This is a genomic window from Methylobacterium sp. WL6, assembly GCF_008040095.1.
Classification (GTDB): domain Bacteria; phylum Pseudomonadota; class Alphaproteobacteria; order Rhizobiales; family Beijerinckiaceae; genus Methylobacterium.
In genome coordinates this window covers 1-22796 of the sequence record NZ_VRVH01000030.1, presented here as the reverse complement: position 1 = coordinate 22796, position 22796 = coordinate 1, and the positions used below count along the sequence as shown (strand labels likewise).

General features: G+C 68.8%; 17 protein-coding genes. 8 read left to right on the top strand and 9 right to left on the bottom strand.

Annotated elements, in window-relative coordinates; all coding sequences use genetic code 11:
• Window positions 1-57 precede the first annotated feature (57 nt).
• Complete coding sequence (locus FV230_RS06995; RefSeq protein ID WP_147841805.1) at window positions 58-2547, top strand: GAF domain-containing protein; 2490 nt, start codon at window positions 58-60, stop codon at window positions 2545-2547.
• A gap of 7 nt (window positions 2548-2554) precedes the next feature.
• Entirely contained in the window at window positions 2555-2926 is a 372-nt protein-coding gene (locus FV230_RS06990) for a response regulator (protein WP_147841804.1), read from the top strand.
• A gap of 78 nt (window positions 2927-3004) precedes the next feature.
• Here the strand turns inward: FV230_RS06990 and FV230_RS06985 are convergent, their stop codons facing one another.
• Window positions 3005-4981, bottom strand: coding sequence for a response regulator (locus tag FV230_RS06985; RefSeq protein WP_246694777.1), 1977 nt, complete (start codon window positions 4979-4981; stop codon window positions 3005-3007).
• Window positions 4982-5187: 206 nt separating this feature from the next.
• Here FV230_RS06985 and FV230_RS06980 point away from each other — a divergent pair, with 206 nt between their 5' ends.
• Window positions 5188-7164, top strand: a complete 1977-nt coding sequence (locus tag FV230_RS06980) for an AI-2E family transporter (protein WP_147841803.1) — start codon at window positions 5188-5190, stop codon at window positions 7162-7164.
• A 33-nt stretch (window positions 7165-7197) separates the two neighbouring features.
• On the opposite strand, the gene FV230_RS06975 is transcribed toward FV230_RS06980, so the two are convergent.
• Window positions 7198-8256, bottom strand: a complete 1059-nt coding sequence (locus FV230_RS06975; protein ID WP_246694776.1) for a CorA family divalent cation transporter — start codon at window positions 8254-8256, stop codon at window positions 7198-7200.
• Window positions 8257-8636: 380 nt separating this feature from the next.
• On the opposite strand from FV230_RS06975, the gene FV230_RS06970 reads away from it, so the two are divergent.
• Complete coding sequence (locus tag FV230_RS06970; protein ID WP_246694775.1) at window positions 8637-9977, top strand: carbohydrate porin; 1341 nt, start codon at window positions 8637-8639, stop codon at window positions 9975-9977.
• A gap of 88 nt (window positions 9978-10065) precedes the next feature.
• Here the strand turns inward: FV230_RS06970 and FV230_RS06965 are convergent, their stop codons facing one another.
• Complete coding sequence (locus FV230_RS06965) at window positions 10066-11892, bottom strand: sodium:proton antiporter (RefSeq protein ID WP_147841801.1); 1827 nt, start codon at window positions 11890-11892, stop codon at window positions 10066-10068.
• 114 nt (window positions 11893-12006) lie between these two features.
• Window positions 12007-14715, bottom strand: coding sequence for an MHYT domain-containing protein (locus tag FV230_RS06960; protein WP_246694774.1), 2709 nt, complete (start codon window positions 14713-14715; stop codon window positions 12007-12009).
• 205 nt (window positions 14716-14920) lie between these two features.
• On the opposite strand from FV230_RS06960, the gene FV230_RS06955 reads away from it, so the two are divergent.
• Complete coding sequence (locus FV230_RS06955; protein ID WP_147841800.1) at window positions 14921-15334, top strand: DUF1236 domain-containing protein; 414 nt, start codon at window positions 14921-14923, stop codon at window positions 15332-15334.
• Between the two features lie 405 nt (window positions 15335-15739).
• Here FV230_RS06955 and FV230_RS06950 read toward each other — a convergent pair whose 3' ends face one another.
• From FV230_RS06950 to FV230_RS06930, 5 genes are all read right to left on the bottom strand, one after another.
• Entirely contained in the window at window positions 15740-16678 is a 939-nt protein-coding gene (locus FV230_RS06950; RefSeq protein WP_147841799.1) for a transglutaminase family protein, read from the bottom strand.
• 96 nt (window positions 16679-16774) lie between these two features.
• Window positions 16775-17536 (bottom strand): hypothetical protein, encoded by a 762-nt coding sequence (locus FV230_RS06945; RefSeq protein ID WP_210248615.1) that lies wholly within the window; start codon window positions 17534-17536, stop codon window positions 16775-16777.
• Window positions 17537-17541: 5 nt separating this feature from the next.
• A complete protein-coding gene (locus tag FV230_RS06940) occupies window positions 17542-18531 on the bottom strand; it encodes a mechanosensitive ion channel domain-containing protein (protein WP_147841798.1) in 990 nt (329 codons plus the stop codon).
• Between the two features lie 312 nt (window positions 18532-18843).
• On the bottom strand, window positions 18844-19413 hold the full coding sequence (locus FV230_RS06935; RefSeq protein WP_147841797.1) for a CsbD family protein: 570 nt from the start codon (window positions 19411-19413) through the stop codon (window positions 18844-18846).
• Between the two features lie 109 nt (window positions 19414-19522).
• Window positions 19523-20473, bottom strand: a complete 951-nt coding sequence (locus FV230_RS06930) for a PhnA-like protein (RefSeq protein ID WP_246694773.1) — start codon at window positions 20471-20473, stop codon at window positions 19523-19525.
• Window positions 20474-20730: 257 nt separating this feature from the next.
• On the opposite strand from FV230_RS06930, the gene FV230_RS06925 reads away from it, so the two are divergent.
• The 3 genes from FV230_RS06925 to FV230_RS06915 all read left to right on the top strand — a co-directional run bounded on the left by FV230_RS06925 (window position 20731) and on the right by FV230_RS06915 (window position 22682).
• Window positions 20731-20940 carry a hypothetical protein gene (locus FV230_RS06925; protein WP_147841796.1) on the top strand — a complete coding sequence of 70 codons (210 nt, stop codon included), beginning with the start codon at window positions 20731-20733 and terminating at the stop codon, window positions 20938-20940.
• Window positions 20941-21094: 154 nt separating this feature from the next.
• Window positions 21095-22384, top strand: a complete 1290-nt coding sequence (locus FV230_RS06920; protein WP_246694772.1) for an alpha/beta hydrolase — start codon at window positions 21095-21097, stop codon at window positions 22382-22384.
• 61 nt (window positions 22385-22445) lie between these two features.
• A complete protein-coding gene (locus tag FV230_RS06915; protein ID WP_246694771.1) occupies window positions 22446-22682 on the top strand; it encodes a hypothetical protein in 237 nt (78 codons plus the stop codon).
• Window positions 22683-22796 lie beyond the last annotated feature (114 nt).

Genomic DNA, 22796 nt, shown 5'->3' with positions numbered 1-22796 from the left:
GGACAGGATATCCGGCGATATCGTCGGCATCCGCAGTAGCAGAACGAAAACGTGGCGATGACGTCCCCGATACTTCCGTTCCTGGTGAGCGACGATGCCCGCCTCGAAGCGCTCGCCCGCTACGCCATCCTCGATACCCCGGCCGAGCGGGGCTTCGACGACATCGTCCACCTGGCCTGCCAGCTCTGCGGGACGCCGGTGTCGCTAGTCAGCCTCGTGGCCGGCGACCGGCAATGGTTCAAGGCGCGAGCGGGCTTCCCGTCCTGCGAGACCGACCTTAACAGTTCCGTCTGCGCACACGCACTGGCGCAACCTGACGACGTGCTGATCATTGCGGACCTGTCTACGGATCCCCGCACGGTTTCGAACCCTCTGGTCGTCGGCTACCCGTTCCTCCGGTTCTACGCCGGCGCTCCCCTCGTCACCTCCGGGGGGCATGTCCTGGGCAGCCTGTGCGTCATCGACCACGAGGCGCGACCGGATGGGCTGACGCAGGCGCAGGCCGAGAGCCTAAGAGCCTTGGCGCGGCAGGTGGTCTTGCTGATGGACCTCCGCCGTGCGGTGTCGACACGCGACATCGCACGGGCGGAGGAACAGCGTGCCTACCAGGTCCGAGAGGCCCTTCGCATCGTCCAGACACGTATTGCAGAGGTCGGGGACGATCTGGACGCCGTGCTACAGGCCGTTGTCGCCGGGGCGATGGAAGCCGTTCCGGCCGCCGAAGGCGGCGTAATCGAGTTGCTCGACCACGACGGTCTCGAATACCGCGCCGTGCGAGGCACGCTCGCCCCGCACCTCGGCCTGAGGGTCCCGTTCGGCATCAGCGGCGCCGGCCACTGCGCCCGCACCGGCGAACCGTATTTGATGGTGGATGCCGGTCGCGATCCGCACGTCAGGCGCGATCTCGCGGCGATGCTGAACCTGGGGTCGGCCATCTTCGCTCCGGTCCTGCACGGCGACACGGTGCTCGGCGTCCTCAAGCTCCAGGCCGCGTCGCCCGGGGCGTTCACCCAAGGCGACCTCGACATCGCCGGTCTGTTCACGAGCGCCGCGGGCGCCGGACTGACCGAGGCGACCGCGCGCGACGAAGCTCGTGCGAAGGACGTTTACTGGCGCGGACTGTTCGACCGTCTCAGCGAGGGCTTCGTGGTCGGCGAGGTGGTTCGGGACGCCTCCGGACGGATATGCGACTGGCGATACGTGGAGGTCAATCCGGCATGGGGCGACCTGGTCGGCATCGACGCGACGACGGTGGTCGGACGAACGATCCGTGAGGTGATCCCCGGGGTCGAGGAAGACTGGATCAGCCAGTTCGCGGAAGTGGTCGAGACCGGCAGGCCGACGTCGTTCACCCGCCAGGTCGGCGCCCTGAGCCGGTGGTTCGAGGGTCGCGCATTCAAGCTGGAAGCCGGTCGTTTCGGTCTGATCTTCCTGGAGGTGACGCATCGCGTCGAAGCCGACGCTCGACGGGTCGCGCTGCTCGCTCTCGGGGACCGGCTGCGTGACCTCGCCACCACGGGCGAGATGACACTTGCCGCCGCCGAGATCGTCGGCCGGACGCTGGGCGCCAGCCGGGCCGGGTTCGGCCGCATCGAGGGCGACGTCGAGATCCTGGAGGTGGAACCCGACTGGACCATGCCCGGCATCGCGAGCATCGCCGGACGGCATCGGTTCGACGACTACGGGGACCTGCGGGCCACGCTCCGGCGCGGCGAGCCCCTCGTCATCGACGACGTCGCGACCGATCCGCGGACGCGACACGATCCCGCCGCGATGCGGTCGCTCGACATCGGGTCGCTGGTGAACATGCCGGTGCGCGAACGGGGACGCGCCGTCGCGGTCTTCATCGTGCACGACGTGGCGGCACGGGTCTGGACACCCGAGGAACTCGCGTTCCTGCGCAACGTCGCCGATCGCTTGGAGGTCGGCGTGGCCCGCGTCCGCGCGGAGGAGCTCCAGGCGGTGCTGAACAAGGAGCTCGCCCACCGCCTGAAGAACACCCTCGCCGTCGTCCAGTCCATCGCCACCCAGACCCTGCGCGGCGTCACCGAACGCGACCTGGTCGACGCGTTCGAGCGCCGCGTGCTGGCCCTGTCGCGCGCCCACGACGTCCTGATGCAGAAGAGCTGGGCCGCCGCCAGGATGCGGGCGGTGATGGAGAGCGTGCTCAGCCTGCAGGCCGACCTCGACCGCTTCGCGTTCGAGGGACCCGACATGGACATCAGCCCCCAGGCGGCCCTGTCTCTGACGCTGCTGCTCCACGAGCTCGCCACTAACGCGCTGAAGTACGGCTCCCTTTCCGCGAACACGGGCACGGTCCGCGTGGCCTGGCGCACCGAGGAAGGCCTCTCGCCCTCATTGGTGCTCGACTGGACCGAGAGCGGCGGACCGGCCGCCGCCGAGCCGACCGGACGAGGTGGATTCGGCTCGAAGCTCATCCGCATGGGGCTAGTCGGAACCCGGAAGGCGGACCTTCGGTATGGTTCGACCGGGTTACGCGCCGAGTTCCGCGCGCCCCTGACTGACATCCAGATCCAGGTCCATTGAGTCGCCGATGCCCGAGCGCCGCCCCCGCAACGCCCTGGTCCTCGTCGTCGAGGACGATCCGATCCTGATGCTGTCGCTCGTCGACTTCGTCGAGAGCGCCGGCTGCGAGGCCATCGAGGCCGACACGGTCGCGGATGCGATCCGCATCCTGGAGACGCGGCCCGACATCCGAACCGTGTTCACCGACCTCGACATGCGCGGCTCCACCGCGGGCATGCAACTGGCGCTCTCGATCCGTGACCGCTGGCCGCCCATCGAACTGCTGATGGTGTCGTCGCAACCGTGGGACGCCTCGCAGATCCCCGACCGTGGCGTGGTCCTGGGCAAGCCGTTCGACCGGCGCCGGATCGTCGCCGCCATTCAACGGTTCGCCAGCTGACCCGAACGTCCCGGCGCGACGTTCGGGATCGCAGGTTCGTGACCACCATCGCGACCGGTCGATCGGGAATGGCGTTCGTCAGGCGTTCCGACGTTCCCCGGCCGCGGAGGCCCCCTTCGCGTCCGCCCCACGGTCGTCGAGCTTCCGCAACTCCGTCGCGATATCCTGGAGGCTGGCATCGCCTTTGCGCATGACGCGATCGGCTTCAGAGAGGCGCCCGCGCTCTTCGGCGGTGACGTCCCGGGCACTCAGAACCACCACGGGGACCTCGGTGCACCCGGGCAGGCACCTGAGACGGTCGAGGAACGAGAACCCGTCCATCACCGGCATCGTCAGGTCGAGCAGGACGAGGCGCGGCACGCCGTGGAGGACCTGGTCGAGCGCCTCGCGGCCGTTCCCGGCCTCGCGTACGGTCCACCCGTTCCGTTCCAGGACGGTCCGGAGCCGGTGGCGCATGTCGGCGTCGTCGTCGACAACGAGGACATCCCCGTCCGCCGCCCGGAACTGCTCCATGATCGTCCGAAGCCGTCCCCAATCCACCGGCTTGGGGACGGCTTCGACCGCGCCCAGGGAGGCGCTCAGCGCCGCGTCGGCGACGAAGCTCACCATCACCACGGGAATACCCGCGAGTTCGGGGTCGGCCTTCAACGCCGCGAGCACGGACCAGCCATCCATTTCCGGCATCATCACGTCGAGCAGGATGGCGCGGGGCTTGAGCGAGCGTGCCAGGTCGAGGCCGGTGCGACCGTCGGCGGCCGTGCGGACGGAGAAACGCTGGCGTTCCAGGAACCGTGTCATCAGCTCGCGCTGGGCCAACTCGTCGTCGATGACGAGCACGAGGTCGTTCGAAGAGACCTGGTTGTCCGGGACCGCGGGTGCCGCCTCGACGGCACGGTCGGGCGCGACCGCCGGCACCCGCAAGGTGAAGCACGTGCCATGGCCCTCCACGCTCTCGACCATGATGTCGCCGCCGAGCAGCTGGGCAAAGGCACGGCTGAGCGCGAGCCCGAGACCGGTCCCTCCGAACTTGCGCGTGGTGGTCTCGTCGGCTTGTGAGAAGCGTTCGAAAAGGCGTCCGACCTGCTCCGGCGTCATGCCGATGCCGGTGTCGCGCACCGCGAACCGCAGCCAATCACCCGCGGTATCCGTTTCGCGTGCGGCATGGAGCGTGATGGTGCCGTTCTCGGTGAACTTGGCGGCGTTCGACAGGAGGTTGAACAGGCACTGGCGCAGCTTCACCGCATCCGTGCGTGCGGGTCCGATGTGGTCCGCGACGTCCACGATGAGGATGTTGCCCTTCTTGCCCACGAGCGACTCGACGGTGCCCGCCGCATCCGTGACGAAGGTCGCCACGTCGATGTTCTCTGCGTAGAGCTCCATTTTCTCGGCCTCTACCTTCGACAGGTCGAGCACGTCGTTGATGAGGCCGAGCAGGTGCTGGGCGTTCGACTTGATCTTGCCGAGGTCCTTCAGCAGGCTTTCCTGGCCGAGCTCCTCCGCCTCCTCCTCCAACATCTCCGAGTAGCCGATCACCGCGGACAGCGGCGTCCGAAGCTCATGGCTCATGTTGGCCAGGAAGCGACTCTTGGCTCGGCTGTGTTCCTCCGCCGCCTCCTTCGCGGTTTCGGCACGGGCATTGGCTTCCGTCAGTTCCGTCTGATTGTCGATGAGGATGCGGTTGGCACCGTCCAAACGTTCCAGCGTCGCCTCGTTGTGCACCACGGACCGACGTAGCGCGTCGCAGATCCAGATCATGATCGCACCGACCAACGCGTACTGGCACAGGAGCGATACGTCGACGCCGCTCAGGCTTCCGTCCCGGGTGTAGAACCAGGTCGCGATCATCGTCGATATCGCGAGGATCAGCGTTCCCGCGCCCTTGCCGAGAGCGAGGCTCCCGGCCAGGAGCACCGGGATGTAGAGCAGGAAGGGTGCGACATACGTCGGCGCCAGGTAGCGCACGAACGTCATGAGCCCGATCATCAGCAGCGGCACGCCGAAGCGGATGCCCGGCGTCGGACGATGTCGGGCGAGGGTAACAATGAAACCGTGCAAGATGCTCATCCCGATGGAGTGCGAGGCCGGCGCAAGACCTACACCGAAAGCGTCTTGAGCATCCGCAAGACCCATCTCGGTCAGGGGGTGAACTCGGCGACGCCGATATCGGTCACGTCATGATACCGCCGCTAAGGGACGCGAGGGGTCCCTGACGGATGCGATAGGGACGACGCTCGGTCGGACACGATCCGATGGGACGTCGAATGGCAGCCACGATCTCGGATTCCCCATCCCGTCAGCCTGCGCAGGTTCCACCCCCGCTCGTGCCGGGCTTGCGCGGCCTGTTGACCCTGGCGGTGGGCGTGGTGCTGATCGCCGCGCTGTACTTCGGCCGCGAGGTCTTCATTCCCCTGGTCTTGGCGGTGCTTCTAAGCTTCGTCCTCGCGCCGGTCGTCAACCTGCTGCGCCGGATCAGGCTCGGCCGGGTACCGTCCGTGATCGTCGCGGTGCTTTTGGCGCTGGGCGTCATCGGCGGCATCGGCGCGCTCATCGGCACGCAGGTGGCAGGGCTCGCCGGCAACCTGCCGCAGTACCAGGCCACCGTGCAGAGGAAGTTCGCCGGCCTGCAGCAGGGCTGGCTCGGCGAGGCCAACAAGGTCATCGCGAAGTTCAGCCATGAGGTCCACGACGCCACCCAGAAGGCCGACGCGGCGGGGACCGCGGCCTCCACAGGCCCCGCGGGCGACACGCCGAAGGCGCAGTTGGTCCGCGTCCAGGACCCGGAGATCTCGCCCCTCGCGCTCGCCGAAAAGGTGCTCGGACCGATCTTCGAGCCCCTGACCACGGTCGGCATCGTCCTCGTCGTCGTCGTGTTCCTCCTCCTGCAGCGTGAGGACCTGCGCAACCGCATGATCCGCCTGTTCGGGTCGAGCGACCTGCATCGCACCACCGTGGCCATGGACGACGCGGCGGGCCGGCTCGGAACGTACTTCCTCGCCCAGCTCGGCATGAACGCCGCCTTCGGGGTGCTCATCGGCGTCGGGCTGTGGATCATCGGCGTGCCTAACCCGCTGCTGTGGGGCGTGTTCTCGGCCTTGATGCGCTTCGTCCCCTACATCGGCGCCTTCATCTCCGGCATCTTCCCGGTCGCCCTGGCCGCTGCGGTGGACCCGGGCTGGTCGATGGTCATCGCGACCGCGGCGCTCTTCCTGATCGCCGAGCCGATCTTCGGGCAGGTGATCGAGCCGCTCCTCTACGGCCACTCGACCGGCCTCTCCCCCTTCGCCGTGATCGTCTCGACCCTGTTCTGGGGCTTCCTCTGGGGGCCCATCGGCTTGATCCTGGCCACGCCCTTCACCGTCTGCCTCGTCGTGCTCGGGCGGCACGTCGACAGCCTGGAGTTCTTCGACGTGTTGCTCGGCGACCGGCCGCCGCTGACCCCGGTGGAGAACTTCTACCAGCGCATGCTCGCAGGCGACCCGGACGAAGTGCGGGAGGTCGCCGAGGGCATGCTGAAGGATCGCTCGCTGTCCTCGTACTACGACGAGGTCGCCCTGAAGGGCCTGCAGCTCGCCGCCAACGACTTCGCCAGGGGGGTCGTCACCCCACCCCAACTGGAGAACATCCGCGCCTCGGCGCGGTCCCTGGTCGAGGACTTCGAGTCCCACGAGGACGTCGAGCCGGCCGTTGACGCTAAGGCGGTCAATCCGTCCGACACCCCGACGTTGGCCGAGCGAGCGCATACGAAGACCGAGGCGGTGCCGGCGCAGGCCCCGCCGCGGGATGCCCTCCCGGAGGCGTGGCGCGGCGAAGCACCGGTTCTCTGCCTGGCCGGACGCGGCCCGCTCGACGAGGCCTCTTCGGCGATGCTGGCGCAACTGCTGCGCAAGCACGGGCTCGGTGCGCGCGTGACGCCGTATCAATCCGCCTCGCGTGAGGGCATCCGCGAGCTCGACCTCTCCGGCGTCGCGATGATCTGCATTTCCTATCTCGACATCACCGGGAACCCTTCGCACCTGCGCTACTTGCTGGAACGGCTCAGGCGGAAGGCACCAGGCGTACCCGTGTTGGTGGGGCTCTGGCCGACCGGCGAGGGGGTGCTTACCGACGCCGCGCTCGGTCGCGCGGTCGGGGCGGACGCCTACGTCTCGTCGCTGCGCGAGGCGGTGGATGCCTGCCTCAAGGTCGCCGCCGGTGCACCGCCGGCGAAAGGATCACCCACCTTGGTGGAAGTCTCGTGAAGGCCCCGATCCCGAGGCGGTCGGCCGCCTCGTTCAGCTTCGGGGCGGACGGATGCCGAGCAGCCGGATGAGGACGAACGCCGCGAGGGGGGAGACGGCCGAGATCGCCATGACCGCGAGGAACCCGCGAGGGTCCTCGCCGAACGGCAGCCCCTTCACGTTCATCCCGAACAGCCCGGTGACGAAGGTCGGCGGCAGGAACAGGGCGGTAAGAATCGACAGGACGTAGAGCTGCCGGTTGGTCTCCTCGGCGATGCGCTCGGACACCTCCTCCTGCAGCAGGCGCGCCCGTTCGGCCTGCAGGGACATGTCCCGGTCGAGCGCATCGATGCGTTGGGCGAGTCGGGCCGCCGCGGCGGTTGCCGGTGCATGGACGTCGTCCGTCGCACCGTCCTCCTCAAGGCGGTGGAACACCGCGGCGAGCCCGAGGAGTTGGCGATGCAGGCGCACGGCGTTGCGACGCACGGGTCCGAGGCGGCGGCGGTCGTCGCGGGGCTTGCCGTCAAGGATGTGGTCCTCGATCCCGTCGAGGGCGTCCGAAAGCCCTTGGCCCGTGGCGGCCATCGCCGACACGACGCGGCCTACCAGCAATTCGAGGAGTAGTACCGGGGAGGCCACGGATTTCCCGCGCTCGACCGCCGTCCGGGTCGCATCGGGGCTCTCGGACGGTCCCCTGCGACCGCTGACGAGGCTGCGCGGTCCCATGACGAAATGGAACCGCCCGGCCGGGGCGGGCTTGGCGCCGGGACGGGCGAGGTCGGCGATAACGCCACCGATATGGTCGCCCTCCACCGTAACCCGCTGATGCTCATCCAGCGCGAACACGGCCTCGGCGAGACGGGCGGGACCGAATGCTCCGTCGCTGGCCACGCCTGCCAGATCGGTGGCGTCCAGGTCGTAGTGTACCCACAGGAACCCGCCGCCGAAGGCGTCGAGGTCAATCACCGCTTCCGCAGCCGGGATGGCCCGTCCCCGCCCGTCCGGGTCGAACGCCATGGCCCACAGCGGCTCGATCCCGCAGCTCTTTTCCGCGACGTTCGACGCCGCCGGCGCTCTGTTCCTCGTGGTCGTCGAGCGATCCATCGGGTCCATCGGAAACTCCATTCGCGTTCGGCGTGGCGGAGGCACCGCCAAGGGAGGGGGACGGAACCGCGACGTCGGACGTTGCACGGTTCGACACAGAGCCCTTATGGTTGCAGCCGTACTCGAATCGTTCGCGACCGACGAGTTGCATGGACAGGCCACGCGACACTTGCCCGATAGATCGCTCTCCGGGCGAGGCGGCATCAGGCTTGGTCTCGTGCAAGATGGCCAGCCTGCTGTCGGATTGTCGACGGGCCCGAAAGAAGCGATGGTTTTACGCCACGCTGGCCGCGGCATTGTGCCTGGGCTTCTCGACAACATCCACGTTCGGGCAGACTGCCAACTCGGGCGCCGGCGGCGACCCGCGTACCTCGGTTGCCCAGCCGGAGGTGTCCGGCAAGCCGTCCGCCGTCGCCACGACCTCGATCCAGGCGACTCTCGGGGATGCAGCTGACCCCACGGGGCTGCGTCGCTTCCTGGCCGACCGCGGGATCGTCCTCAGCTTCAACGCAATCGCCGACATCCTCGGCGATACAAGCGGCGGCACGCGTCGGACCGCGACCGTCCTCGGGCGGCTCGACATGCAGCTTGACGCCGACCTCGACCGCCTCGCCGGTTGGCGCGGCGCCGCGTTCCGGGTCGAGGCCTACCAGATCAACGGCGCAGGGTTGTCCCGGGCCGCTGTCAACGACCTCGCGGTGGTGAGCGAACTGGAGGCGCTTCCATCGACCCGCCTTTACGAACTCTGGATCGAGCAGCAACTTCTCGATGGCCAGCTCGCCATCAAGCTCGGGCAAGTCGCGGCCGACACCGAGTTCCTCGTCAGCCAGACCGCGACGCTGTTCATCAACTCGACGTTCGGTTGGCCGACAATCACCGGGACCAACCTGCCGAGCGGCGGCCCGGCCTACCCGTTCGGCGCCCCGGCGGTCCGCGCCAAGTACCTCCCGACGCCGAACCTGTCGTTCCAGGTCGGGCTGTTCGACGGCGACCCAGCCGGCCCGGCGCGCCCGTGGAACGACACCGACCCGCAGCGGAGGAACCGCACCGGCACGAACTTCCGCCTGTCCGACCCGGCTTTCCTGATCGCCGAGGTCGCCTACGCCTACAACGTCGAGGAACGGGTTCGCACCGGCCAGGTCCTGGACGAGCCCGGCACGGTCACGTTCGGGGGGTGGCACCATTTCGGCCGCTTCGACTCTCTCCGGTTCGACGACACCGGCCGGTCACTCGCCGACCCCTCGACCACGGGCACCCCGCGCCGCTTCCGCGGCGACGACGGCCTGTACGCGATGATCGACCAGACCGTGTACCGCGAGCCAGGCAAGGACGACGAGGGCGCCAGCGCCTTCGTTCGCGCCATGGCCTCGCCCGGCGACCGCAACCTGGTCGACCTCTACCTCGATGCCGGCATCGGCTACCGGGGCCTGCTGCCCGGGCGTTCGAACGACACCGCGGGCGTCGCCGTGTCCTACGCGCGCATCTCGCCATCGGCCCGGGGCTTCGACCGCGACACCATCCTGGAGACGGGGGTCGCCATACCCCGGCGCCGGTTCGAGGCCCTTGTCGAGGCGACGTACCAGGCGGTTCTCGGTCCGGGCGTCACGGTGCAGCCGAACGTCCAGTACGTGTTCCACCCCGGCGGCAACGTCCCCGACCCGCGCGACGAGCTCGGACGCCGGATCAAGAACGCCACGGTCGTGGGTATGCGGGCGACGCTGACCTATTGAGCGAGCTTCGACTTCGTGCGGTCCCTCGGAATGGGCGGCCGCCTTTAGGGTAATCCCATTTTGATAGATGCCGACCGGACACCGGTCGTCATACGTGCGCTCGCGACGGCTCATCCACCTCGTCGGCGCCGGAAACACTCGGCGGCGCGAGGACGAGCAGGCGGTCTCCCTCGGCGTGGGCGGCGTGCTCATTATCGACCGATAGGAGGTCGACCGCCCCGTCCGTCTTGATGACGATCAGGGCAAGCGCGGCGGCTTGCGCCCCCGTGTCTGCGCAAACGACCTTGTAACGCCAGCCGGCCTCGTGCCGCCCGGCCAGCGCGTCGAAGTCGATCCCGCCGTCGCCGAGTACCTTGCCCCGCGTATCCCGGCTGACGCCGGTATCCTCGTGCAGGAGATGATCAGCCGAGAGTGCGAGTTGATAGACGCGTTCGCGGCCGATCTCGGGGGCCAGCCGCGTGCACACCAACGCGTTGTAGAGCTCGTCCCGGGTCGCGGCGAGAAGGTGGTCCGGGGGATGGTCGGCCAAGCCTTCCTCAGCATGCCGGGAGAGCAGCTCGGCTTGTAGGGTCGGCACGCCAGCGTCGCGGGCGGTCTGGAGCGCCCCGGGGTAGGTGTCGATCAACACCACCGGCACCCCCGCGCGATGCAACGCGACGACCATGTCGCTCGCCCACGGGGACGCCCCCACGACGGCGAGCCGCTCGGTCTCGGCCGCGGTGGACAGTCCCAGTCGCCGGGCCAGCGGCCGCAGCGAGAAGCCGTGGAGGATCACCGTCGCAACGATGACCGCGAACACGGTGGGCTGGATCAGGTCGCCGCCGGCATAGCCCGCCTCGCTCAGACGGGGTCCGGCCAAACCGGCGACGGCGGCCGCGACGATCCCGCGGGGGCCTATCCAGCCCACGAACAGTCGCTCACGCCGCGACAGGTCGCTGCCCAACGTCGCGAGCCAGATCGCCGCCGGTCGGACCACGAACAGGATGGCGGCCGTGAGACCGAGGATCGGCAGGGACAGCTTCCCGAGGACGCCCAAGTCGAGGTCGGCGGTCAGCACGACGAACAGGCAGGACACGAGGAGGACGACGAGCGCCTCCTTGAACCGCCGCAACTCGCCCAGACCCGGCACATGCCGGTTGGCCAACGCGATCCCGAACACGGTGGCGCCGATCAGCCCGGCCTCGTGCATGAGCAGGTTCGGGACGACGTAGGCGACGAGGGCGAGGGCGAGCAGCACGGGCGTCTTCAACGTTTCCGGGACGAGATCGCGCCGGAACGCCCAGGCCACCGACAGGGCGAAGCCGACACCTAGGCCGCCCGCCACCAGCACGCCTTCGGCGAGGTGGACCGCCAGGGCGGTCGCCGGGGTCTCGTCGGCACCGTGGGGTACGCCCACCAGGATCTCGATAACGACCGCCGTGAGGATGGCTCCGACGGGGTCGTTGACGATGGCCTCCCACTTCAGGAATGCGGCCGAGCGTCGTTCCAGCCGGGCATGGCGCAGCAGGGGCAGGATCACGGTCGGCCCGGTGACGACGAGGATGGCGCCGAACACCGAGGCGGGCCCCCACATCATCCCGCCAATCAGGTGGGCGGCGAGGGTGCCGAGGACGAAGTTGACCGGCAGCGCGAAGGCGGTGAGCCGGAGGACGCCCTCGCCGGAGGCCCTGAGCTCGCGGAAGTCCAGGGCAAGACCGCCCTCGAACACCACGATGGCCACGGCCAACCCGATCAGGGGCCGCAGGTTCTCCCCGAAGTCTCGGGTGGGGTGCAGCAGCCCGAACACGGGTCCAACGAGGAAGCCGAGCGCGAGCAGGAGCACGATAGCCGGAATGCGCAGGCGCGCGGCGAGCACCTGGGCCGCGATGCCGCCGCCCACGATGCAGAGCACCGCCGTCGCCAAACCGTGTTCCATTCATCCCCCTGCGGGTAAACCTATCGCCGTGGCAGTCCGCCGGCTCACCGGCGGAGAGATTGGCGCCTCCACTCGCGTATGAGCCGGATGGCATGCCCTACAACCGGTCGAGGATCATGGGGGGCCCGATACGGCTGCCGTCGTGGTCGCATCCCCGGCATCCGTCTGGCGGTTGTCGAGTTTGCGTAGCTCCGTGGCGATGTCCTGCAGGCTGGCGTCGCCCTTGCGCAGGACCCGGTCGGCCTCGGACAGGCGGTCGCGCTCGGCCGCCGTGACGTCGCGTGCGCTGAGCACCACCACCGGGACCTCGGCGCAGCCGGGCAGGACCCGCAGCCGGTCGAGGAAAGAGAAGCCGTCCATCACCGGCATGGTCAGGTCGAGCAGTACGAGGCGCGGTACGCCATGCCGGACCTGGTCGAGCGCCTCGCAGCCGTTCCCGGCCTCGCGCACGGTCCAGCCGTTGCGCTCCAATACGGTCCGGAGGCGGTGGCGCATGTCGGCGTCGTCGTCGACCACGAGCACGTCGCCGTCGGCCGCCCGGAACTGATCCAGGATCGTGCGCAGGCGCACCCAGTCCACCGGCTTGGGCACCGCCTCGACCGCACCGAGCGAGGCGCTCAGCGCCGCGTCGGCGACGAAGCTGACCATAACCACGGGGATGCCGGCGGTCTCGGGATCGGCCTTCAGGGCGGTCAGTACCGACCAGCCGTCCATCTCCGGCATCATCACGTCGAGCAGGATCGCCCGCGGGCGGAGCGACCTAGCGAGCTCCAACCCGGTACGTCCGTCGCCCGCCGTTCGTACGGCGAAGCGCTGGCGTTCGAGGAACCGGGTCATCAGCTCGCGCTGATTGGCCTCGTCGTCGATGACCAGCACAAGGTCGCCGATGCTAACCTGATTTTCGGGCACCACCGCTGGCGCCTCGACGACCTGTTCGGGGGCAGATGCCGGAATGCGCAGGATGAAGCTGGTCCCTCGTCCCTCGGTGCTCTCGACCGTGACGTCGCCGCCGAGGAGGTGGGCGAACGCCTTGGTCAACGCCAACCCGAGGCCGGTGCCGCCGTAGTTGCGCGTCGTGCTCTCGTCGGCCTGGGTAAAGCGCTCGAACAGCCGCCCGACCTGCTCCGGGCTCATGCCGATGCCGGTGTCCTCGACCTTGAACCGCAGCCAGTCGCACCCGTCCTCCGGCTTACGGCTAGCGCGCAGGGTGATGGTACCTTCCTCGGTGAACTTGGCGGCGTTCGACAGCAGGTTGAACAAGCACTGGCGTAACTTCACCGCATCCGTACGCGCGGCGCCAACGTCATCGGCGACCTCGACAACGAGGGTATTGCCCTTCTTGGCGACCAACGCGTCGACCGTCCCGGCGGCGTCCGTCACGAACTCGGCGACGTCGATGTCCTCGGGGTACAGCTCCATCTTCTCGGCCTCGACCTTGGACAGGTCGAGCACGTCGTTGATCAGCCCGAGCAGGTGCTGGGCGTTCGACTTGATCTTGCCGAGATCCTTGAGCAGGCCGTCCTGGCCGAGTTCCTCGGCCTCCTCCTCAAGCATTTCCGAGTAGCCGATCACGGCCGAGAGGGGGGTGCGCAACTCGTGGCTCATATTGGCCAGGAACCGGCTCTTCGCTCGGCTATGCTCCTCGGCAGCGTCCCGGGCTTCCCGAAGCGCAGTCTCGAACGCCTGACGTTCGGTGATGTCGGCGTGCACCCCAACCCATTCGCGTATCGTCCCGTCGGCGTTGCGCACCGGGCGACCCTTCACCGCGAACAGACGGTAAGACCCTTCCTGGTTGCGCACGCGGTGCTGCAGCTCGTAGCCCCGGTCCTCCGCGACGGCCTGCCGCCAGGCGGCCTTGGTCGGCTCGACGTCATCCGGGTGCACGGCATCGGCCCATCCCACGCCCTGGCACTCGGCCTCGGACTGCCCGGTATAGGCCTGCCAGTACGGCTGCGGGCCGACCATCGCGCCACGTGCGTCGGCGGTCCAGATGATGTCGCCGACCGCCTCCGCCGCGGCCCGGAACCGGCCCTCGCTGGCGTGGAGATGTCGCTGAACACGCTGCTGGTCGAACGACGAGGCGACGATGGCCATGAACAGGATCACGAAGGTCGCGCCGGCCACGACGAGCGCGAGGTGCTGCTGGCCGACGCCGACGCCCGTGGCATGGGCGGCGTGCGCTCCCGCCGCCTCGGCGGTGAAGGTCGCCGCGGCCATGCCGGTGTAGTGCATCCCGGCCACCGCCAGACCCATCACCGCGGCGGCGGCGAGCTTCTGCCAGACGCTGTTCTGCCGGAAGGTCAGCCACAGCGCCGCGGTCGCGGCGGTGACCGCGATGGCGACCGATACGGCGACGACAGGCAGACTGTAGGCGAAGTTGCCGGGCACCCGCATCGCGGCCATGCCTGTGTAATGCATGCCGGCGACGCCGACGCCCATCAGCGGACCGCTGACGAGGACGTCGCGCGGGCCGGCGCCCGGGCGGCTGACCCAGGCGAACGCGGCTCCCGTGGCGGCGATGGCCAGCGCCAAGGAAGCGACGGTGATCCCAAGGTCGTAGGCGGCCGGCATGCCCATCTCGAAGGCGAGCATGCCGACGAAGTGCATCGCCCATATCCCGCCGCCCATCGCGACCGAGGCCGCCGCGACCCAGGCCCAGCGCAGCCCGTGGCCGGCCCCGCGGACGCGGTCGCCGAGGTCGAGTGCGGTGTAGGAGGCGAACACCGCGATGGCGATGGAGAGCGCGACGAGGGCGGGGTCGTAGCCGGTATGGACCATGGTGATTCCGATGGGTACTCCGGCCGTCATATCGTGGAAACGCATCAATCTCGGGGCAATCGCCCCTTCGTGATCGCCAAGCACCTCCCGGGACGGACGAGCCCACCGCCGTCACCCTCCAAGCCGTCCAACCACGGAACGAAATCACACCGTCAGGCTTAGCCATTCCCTGCCGCTGCTGGCCGCATGTCGGCGGATGGACATCGCGCCCTTCTGGCGCGGCGGTCACGATCCGAACGGAGAAATGCGAATGAAGACGAAGACCCTCATCGCCGCGATGGCCCTCGGGCTGGCGCTCCCCGTGTCCGTCCAGGCCCAGGGCCTGGTGCGTGGCGCCCAGGAAGGCGCGGACGATGGACGAGCGGCAGGCGGCCCTATCGGAGCCATCGTCGGGGGTGCCATCGGTGCGGCCACCGGGACCGTGAACGGCATCCTCGGCGTCGACGACCGTCCGCGCTTCCGCACCTATGTCCGCGGTGAGCGTCGGCCGTCCTACGCCTACGACGGCGACGTCCGCGTCGGCACCGTGCTGCCGTCCGCCGGCGTCAGCTACTATGACGTTCCCGAGGAGTACGGCGCACGCGGCAGCCGCTACACGGTCGTGAACGGACGGACCGTCCTGGTCGAGCGCGGCAGCGGCCGCATCGTCGAGGTCATCGACTGAGGATAGCGTCGGAAGTCCCGGGGCTTGCCCCAGGACTTCCACCGGTTCGGACCGCACGGATGCTGCATCTCGCGCACCGGTGGATGACCGGCCGGGAGCGATCAATCGTTCGGACACGAAGCGACGGACGTGTTTCGGGCGCCGGCCGTAACGCTTCGTTGCGCCGAGGTTGCGGACGGACGCCTAGACGAGGAACCGGAGGCAAGCCGCCAGGGCGGCGGTCGAGGCGAGCGGGACGCCCAGTGCCGCCGTCATGAGGAGGCCTCGCCCCGTCGTCGGCATGTTGTCGTTGCAGGCTTGCATGGCCAACCCCAGGTGCCATCGAGCGATGGCCTCGCCGAGCATGACGGTTCGGGATGTGGCTCCGGGAATCAACGGGCTGCCCTCCATCGAGGCGGAGACGCCTCACCATCGGGTCGCACGCGAAACGGCATCCCCAACGGACGTGCCGGCGACATCACCGACGTTCAAGGTGTCCGACGATGCCTTCGACCTATCCCGGGAATGGGGCTGGGGCGTGGCATCGTCGGGGAGTGCTGCCGTGACGACGTCGAACTGCGCCAGCAGCGCCGTCCCGAAGCTCGTCGATATCGCCACATCGGTGGCGTCTCTGCCACGGGCGATGACGACCCGGCCGATCCGCCGGGCATCGTGGCGCGCGTCGAACGTGTACCAGCGCGGCCCCTCCGGGCCTGCGAGGTAGACCTCGAACCATGCGGAGAAGTCCATCGGGTACGGGTCGACTGGAACGCCGATGTCGCCGAGGTAGCCCGTGGAGTACCGCGCCGGGATGTTCATGCATCGGCACAGGGTCACCGCGAGGTGGGCGAAGTCGCGGCAGACGCCGACGCGTTGGGTGTAACCGTCGAAGGCCGAGCGGGTCGCGTCGGCAAGCTGGTAATCGAAGCGGATATGCCGGTGGACCCAGGACACGATGGCCTGCACCCGGCTCCATCCCTCGGGGGCGTTTCCGAACAACGACCAGGCGATGCCGGCGAGCTTGTCCGTGTCGCAGTACCGCGACCCGAGCAGGTAGACCAACACCTCGTCCGGAAGGTCCGGGACTTGGATCTGGCGCGCATCCGGCACGTAGGGGTCCGGCTCCCCGCTGTCCGCGATCAGTAAATCCGCCGAGACCGTCATCCGCCCGCCGGGTGATACGAGGCGAACGCAGGTGTTGCCGAAGTCGTCGGTGTACGGACCCATCGGCACGGGTGGGTCGGCCCGCATCGTGTCCGGGCTCAACAGGTCGTGCGCCCGCGAGGGATGGACGTTGAGTTGGTAGACGATCGGTGTCGGTCCGAACGTGTCGTAGCCGATGGTGTAACCGCCCCTGATCCTCATGCCCGTCCCCGTGCCCGTGAATGGAGGTCGTTCCGTCCGGTCCGGCGGCGACCGCCGGATCTTGCATACGCCGTGCCTCGCACGTTGTGGGTCGGATCAGAGGGTCAGTAGCAACGCGGAGTACCCAGCGCCCCCTAGCGCGAAGGCCCAGAACCGGCTCTGGCGTTCGCTCGGAACCTCGTCCTTGAGGGCGTTCAGGATCACGCCGCCGCCGAGGAAGGCCGTCAGGGCCGCGATGGCCGCGTCGGATACGGTGGTGAAGGCCCCGAGCGCGAACCCCGCCAACACGGCGGCGGCGAGGAGCCATCGCCCGATCCCTCGGTATGCCGCCTTGTGGTCCTCGTTCAGGCCGTAGTCGGTAACGACGAAGTGCAACGCCATCGCCACGGTGAAGAAGGCCAGTGAGGTCGGGCCCGTCACCTCGCGATGGAGTAAAAGGTAGCCCACGAGGCCGTTGTAGAGGCCGAAGGACACCATGTGGATCCAGAACACCCCGGCCCCCGTGCCCACTTCGGCCGGGGCACCGCGGGCATCGGTGACGGGGATGCCGGCTCGGCGGGAGCGGTCGACCTTCGCCAGCCTGTCCAGTCCGTAGAAGGCCATCAGACCGCCGAGGGCGATCAAGTAGACGTGCCGCTCCGAGAAGCCGCCGAGGGTGTCGCCGGCCATCCGGCCGACGCTGGTTTCGCCGGCGGCCAGTTCCGGCAGGAAGTGCACGAACACGTAGGCCACCGCGACGCCACCAGCCGCCGAAAGCCAAATGCTACGGGGCGAACCGTCGAGGAACCGAAGGGCGGGCGTGACGACATGGACGAATGCGAGCAGGACAGCCGCCATGGCTGCGAGGATCGGTACCACGCCCGTCACTCCTCCACCCTTGGGTTGGCAGGGCCGCCTTCTCGCGCCCGCCGGCGGCCGCCGATTTCGACCGGCGGCAGCCCGACGATGTCGTAGGTCGCGGAGGCGATGCCGATGCCGGCATCGTCCAGCCCGGCCAGGATCTCGCGGCTCATCGCGTCCTTGGCGCCGCGGATCTGGTGCGTACCCAGGATGAAGCGCACGGTCAGCTCCAGCCAGTTGTCCGTGATGCGGAAGTACACCCGGGGCTCCAGGTCGATGGGCTCGACCCCGAAGCGTTCCTGGAGGCGTGCCTTGGCCTCCTCCGCCATCGCGGTGGCGTCGAGTGCATGGCGGCGGGCGGCCGTCAGCATGATCGCCTCGACCCTCAGACGGTCGGCCCGATAGGTGATGGGGACGGCCATCTCCTCCCAGATGAACGGGAAGTCGCGGGTGTAGTTGAACACGGGCTCTGAGAAGATCTGCGCGTTGCTGACGGTGACGATGCGGCCGGTGAACTGGCGGCTGCGCACCCACATCGCCGGTGACGCGCCCTGGACGGACGGGGGCTGCCCCATCTCCATGATGGTTGTCTGTATGAAGCCGAGCCGTAGCACGTCGCCGCGCACCCCTCCCATGGTGATGCGGTCGCCCACGGTGAACGTCGAACCTCGCAGGATCACGAAATAGCCCGCGAGCGAGGTCACCACCTGCTGCAGGGCGAAGGCGAGGCCCGCCGAGAAAAGGCCGAACGCGGTGGCGAGCCGGGTCGGGTCGTTGAACCAGATCGACAGCAGGCCGAGGACGAGCAGGATGGCGGCCAGGAGACTGATGCCCTGCCGCGTCCAGAACTTCGTCTGCAGGGTCGAGTGGTCGGTCCTTGTCAGCACGAGGCCGACGAGCGCCCTGAGACCGACCCCACCGCCGACGATGATCGCGATGAACGCGAGGGAGAGGACGAGCTTGCGCCCGTTCTCAGCGTTGACGCCGACCCAATCGATTCCGAGAAAGTGCAAGCGTTACCTCTATCGGGTTGCCATTCCGGTCCACGTCGGATGCAGGATCGGTCATTGCGGGGACCGTTCGGTCTGAACGCTGATTACCGAAGGGTGATGCACGGCTTGCTTGCACGTTCCGTAGGCGCCCGCTCGGCCGTGCTTCCCGCGGGATTGAGGCGGGTCGTTGGCTCGGTGCCGTGCCTTATATGCGGTGATGAACACGTCGGTTACGCAGGCTCGAACGGCGCTCGCACGTTCGTCGCGATGGCAAAGGGCCCGCCCGGCGTCGTTCGACGCTCGCGGACCGGCTTGCGCCGGCCCGCCTGGACTTCACCGGCGTCCGTGGATCACGAGCGCAAGCAGATAACCGATGGCGCCGGCCATCACCGCCAGGCCAAGCGGGGACTCCTTCGCGTACTGCGTGACGGTTTCCGCTCCCTGGCGATAGGCCCGCTCGGCATCCGGGTAACTCTCCCGTCCCTGCCGCAGGGCGCCGCGGGCGAGGTCGCCCGCTTGGTCGGCGACGTCCCGGACCGCGTCCTTGGCCTGCCCGCACAGGTTCTCGACGGAGCCCCCCACCTCGTTGGCCTTGCCTTTCGCCTGGGTCTCGCGGTCGCCGGTCAGGTTGCCGACCGCACCCTGCACCTTGCCCCCGAACTCCCGCGCGGCTCCGGACACCCGGTTGCCGTTTATGCCGCCGCGGCCGGTCGCGTCGCCCACTGCATCGGCAGCGTCGCGGACGGCGTCCTTGGCCTTGCCATAGAGGTTCTCGGCAGTGTCCTTGGCCTCGTCGAGCTTGCCCTCTGCCTGGGTCGAACGGTCGCCCGTCAGCTCCCCGGCCTTGCCCTCGACCTTGCCGCCGAGCTCCTTGGCGGCGCCGGTAATGCGGTTCCCGTCCATCGCTGCGCTCCTGGGTTCAAGGTTGCTAGTCCGCCCCGTGGCCAGGATGGCCGCGAGGCTCCAGTTCCGAGCCGGGTCAACGCTCACGCCGACCCGACGGTCCCGCCGTTCAGACCCGACGCTGGGCGACCGGTGTGACGACGGTGCGATCCGCCAGGGGACCCTTGGCACCGCCGCGTCCGGCGAGGAAGGCCGCCAACGCACCCAGGAGCAGCGCCAGGGCGCCGTAGAGCGCACCCTGCGAGGCGACGCGCGCGGTGGCGTCGGCGGCCTGCTTGGCCTGCTCCTTGGCCTTGGCGACCGTGTCCCTGTACTGCTGGACGTACTGCTGCACCTGGGTACGGGCCTGCTCGACCGGGATGTTCTGCGCCTTGGCCAGCGCCTGCGCGGCCTTCCCCTGGGCATCGGCCTGTTGGGCTGCATCGCCGGTCACCGCGGCACGCACGGCCGTGACGGCAGCGTCCTTCAGCGCCTGCGGGTCGCTGCCGGTGTTGGCGCGAACCTGGCCCTCGATGTTCGAGAACGGGTTGTCCATGCCCGGCAGCGAGGGCGCCGCAGCCTGCGCGGCGGTCTTCACCGAACCGCCGACTAGGTTACCGGCACCGCCGAGCGTGCTGGAGACGGCATTGAAGGCGCCGCTGGCCACGCCGCCGACCGCGGACGACAGGAGGTATATGACCACGAGGGTCGAGACGGCCCAGGCTACCAGACCATGGAAGCCGCCGGTGTTGAGCACGGGCTTGCCCGCCAAGCGTCCGGCGAGCCATCCGCCGGCGGCGGAGGCGAGGATGCCGGAGACCACGAACCAGATCCCGGCGCCCGATGACAGCGACCCCGCGGTGGGGGTGCCGGTCCCGGCCGGGTCGACCGTCGACAGGCCGATGCCCAGCCCGACCATGTTGAGGATGACCTGGGCGACCAGCGCGATCACGGCGCCGGCGAAGATCGCCCCCCAGGCCACCTTGTGGACCGCGATGGTGCGCAGCTCGTCGGCGGGATACCCACCGGCCGCGTAGGGCCGGTCGAGGTCGGTGCGTGTCGTATCGGGGGCGAGTGCCATCGATCTCGGTCCAGTGCTGCTGCGAATGCCTCGATATGCCCATGGGGGGCACGTCGAGCGGTCAAGCCGTCCTGCGCGCGCGATGTTCCACGGATTAACATCGAACGGTGAGGTTGCAGAACCTATCGTTCGACCACTCCGCATCGGCACATCGGCACCCGCATGTCTGCGGCCGAACCCGAATGAGACGGCGGGCGGGAACCTGGACGGAGCTTGACCGTTGGTCGCGTAGAATAGCAACGCTTCGGACGAACGCCGTGAAGACAGTCATCGCCGCCCTCGTCGTCACCACCTTCGCGTCGATCCTCCCGGCTGCCGCCTCCGAGACGGCGCCGAGCCTGCGGCGGAGCGACGACACCACGGCCGTCTCGACCGATGGCAAGGATGACAAGGCCGGGGCGACCTCCGCCGAGACGCAGCCCGCCAGGAAGATCAGGGTGGTCCTCGCCTCGCCGTACGGGAACTGATCCCGCATCCGCTACGCCCTCCACCGTTTGGACACGCCGCTTGGCGGCCGAGCCCGCCTGACGCCGCAATCGCCCGCCAATACCTTCCTGCCTTGACGGTTCGTGAACCATTGCCCGTCACGGCCGATACGGGGATGCGGGTCGGATGGTGCGGGTGTCGTTGCAGAAAATACGGAACGTCCGCGGTTTGGTGGTCGCCTCGCTGATCCTGGCGCTCCCGGCGTGTTCCGGGCGGCCGACCGGGGTGCTGCTGCCCATTGCCCAGACCGAACAGATGCCGGGCACGTCCCGCGTCGACATGCTCGTCGCGACGACCCGCAAGTCGGCGACCGACCGTGGCGTGCTGTTTTCGGGCGAACGCGGCGACGCCGTGACCTACACCGACCTAGCGGTCTCCATCCCGCCCGACGCCATCCGCCAGCCAGGCTCCGTGCAGTGGCCGAAAAGCCTGCCGGGTAACCCGGCGACGGATTTCGTCGCGCTGCGCGCCGATCCGGTCGAGCGGGGCAAGGTCGCGGCCTGGACCGGCCGTGCGGTCCGGCGCGGGGCCAAGCGCCATGTGCTGGTGTTCGTGCACGGGTTCAACAACAAGTTCGAGGACGCCGTTTTCCGCTTCGCGCAGATCGTCCACGATTCCGGCGCCGAGGTCGCGCCGGTCCTGTTCACATGGCCGTCGAAGGGGTCGGTTCTCGCCTACGGCTACGACCGGGAGAGTACCAACTTCTCGCGCAACGGGCTGGAGACGTTGTTGCGGGACCTAGCGAAGGACACGAACGTCGGCGAGATCACCGTGCTCGCGCACTCGATGGGCAATTGGCTCACCCTGGAGAGCCTGCGGCAGATGGCGATCCGCGACCGGCGCGTCGCCCCCAAGATCCGCAACGTGATCCTGGCCGCGCCGGATGTCGACATGGACCTCGCCCGGTCCGCGTTCCACGACATGGGGCCGGACCGGCCGCGCCTGACGCTGATGGTCTCGGGTGACGATCAGGCCCTCGCCGTATCCCGTCTGGTGTGGGGGGACAGCATCCGCCTCGGGGCCATCGATCCGACCATCGAACCATACAAGTCGGAGCTGGAGCGCCAGAACATCGGCGTCTTGAACCTATCGACGGTGAAGGGCGACGACCCGCTCAACCACGGCAAGTTCGCCTCGGGCGAGGTCGTCGCGCTGCTGGGCAAGCGCCTCGCCGACGGCCAGCCGATCTCGGACGGGCAGATCGGTATCGGCGACCGACTTGTGAGCACAGCGGCCGGCGCGGCCTCGACCGTCGCTACGGGTGCCGCGCTGGCCGTGGCCGCCCCCGTGGCCCTCGTCGACCCGCAGACGCGCGAGACCTACGGCGAGCACCTGTCCAACGTTGGCTCAGGTTTCCGGGACACCGTGGGCTCGACCGCCGACCTGGCCACGGCGCCCGTACGAGCCATGACCGGCGGACGCTGACCGCCGGTCTAGGATGCAGGCCGACGAAGCTGGACACGCTCGACACCATGGAGAACGTCGGATGGCACTGAAGCTCGGGGCAACGGTCGTGGTGGTATCCCTGGCCTGGATCGGGCTCGTCGAAGCCCAGGATCAGCCCATCACCGGCCCGCAGGACGCGCAATGCCGTGACGAGGCCCGGGACAAGGTGTTCGCAGCACCGAATCCGAAGGGTCTCACCCCGTTCGCGTTGGGTGCCGAGATCTATCACGCTTGCATGAGACGGCTGGGCGCCGAGACGAAGCCGCCGCGCGACTAGCGCGGCGGTCGAGGTCACCGGGCGTCGATGGGACTCGGGGGCTGCGGATTCGGCACGTCCGCAGGCGGATCGCCCTCGGGGGCCGAGGGACCCGGCGGCGGGTCGCCGATGGGC

Excerpts from the sequence above, each read along its gene's own strand:
- FV230_RS06965 (WP_147841801.1), bottom strand. The coding sequence starts at position 11,892 with ATGGAACACGGTTTGGCGACGGCGGTGCTCTGCATCGTGGGCGGCGGC.
- FV230_RS06930 (WP_246694773.1), bottom strand. The coding sequence starts at position 20,473 with ATGGCACTCGCCCCCGATACGACACGCACCGACCTCGACCGGCCCTAC.
- FV230_RS06980 (WP_147841803.1), top strand. The coding sequence starts at position 5,188 with ATGGCAGCCACGATCTCGGATTCCCCATCCCGTCAGCCTGCGCAGGTT.
- FV230_RS06990 (WP_147841804.1), top strand. The coding sequence starts at position 2,555 with ATGCCCGAGCGCCGCCCCCGCAACGCCCTGGTCCTCGTCGTCGAGGAC.
- FV230_RS06960 (WP_246694774.1), bottom strand. The coding sequence starts at position 14,715 with ATGCGTTTCCACGATATGACGGCCGGAGTACCCATCGGAATCACCATG.
- FV230_RS06950 (WP_147841799.1), bottom strand. The coding sequence starts at position 16,678 with ATGAGGATCAGGGGCGGTTACACCATCGGCTACGACACGTTCGGACCG.
- FV230_RS06995 (WP_147841805.1), top strand. The coding sequence starts at position 58 with ATGACGTCCCCGATACTTCCGTTCCTGGTGAGCGACGATGCCCGCCTC.
- FV230_RS06915 (WP_246694771.1), top strand. The coding sequence starts at position 22,446 with ATGGCACTGAAGCTCGGGGCAACGGTCGTGGTGGTATCCCTGGCCTGG.
- FV230_RS06935 (WP_147841797.1), bottom strand. The coding sequence starts at position 19,413 with ATGGACGGGAACCGCATTACCGGCGCCGCCAAGGAGCTCGGCGGCAAG.
- FV230_RS06975 (WP_246694776.1), bottom strand. The coding sequence starts at position 8,256 with ATGGACCCGATGGATCGCTCGACGACCACGAGGAACAGAGCGCCGGCG.
- FV230_RS06955 (WP_147841800.1), top strand. The coding sequence starts at position 14,921 with ATGAAGACGAAGACCCTCATCGCCGCGATGGCCCTCGGGCTGGCGCTC.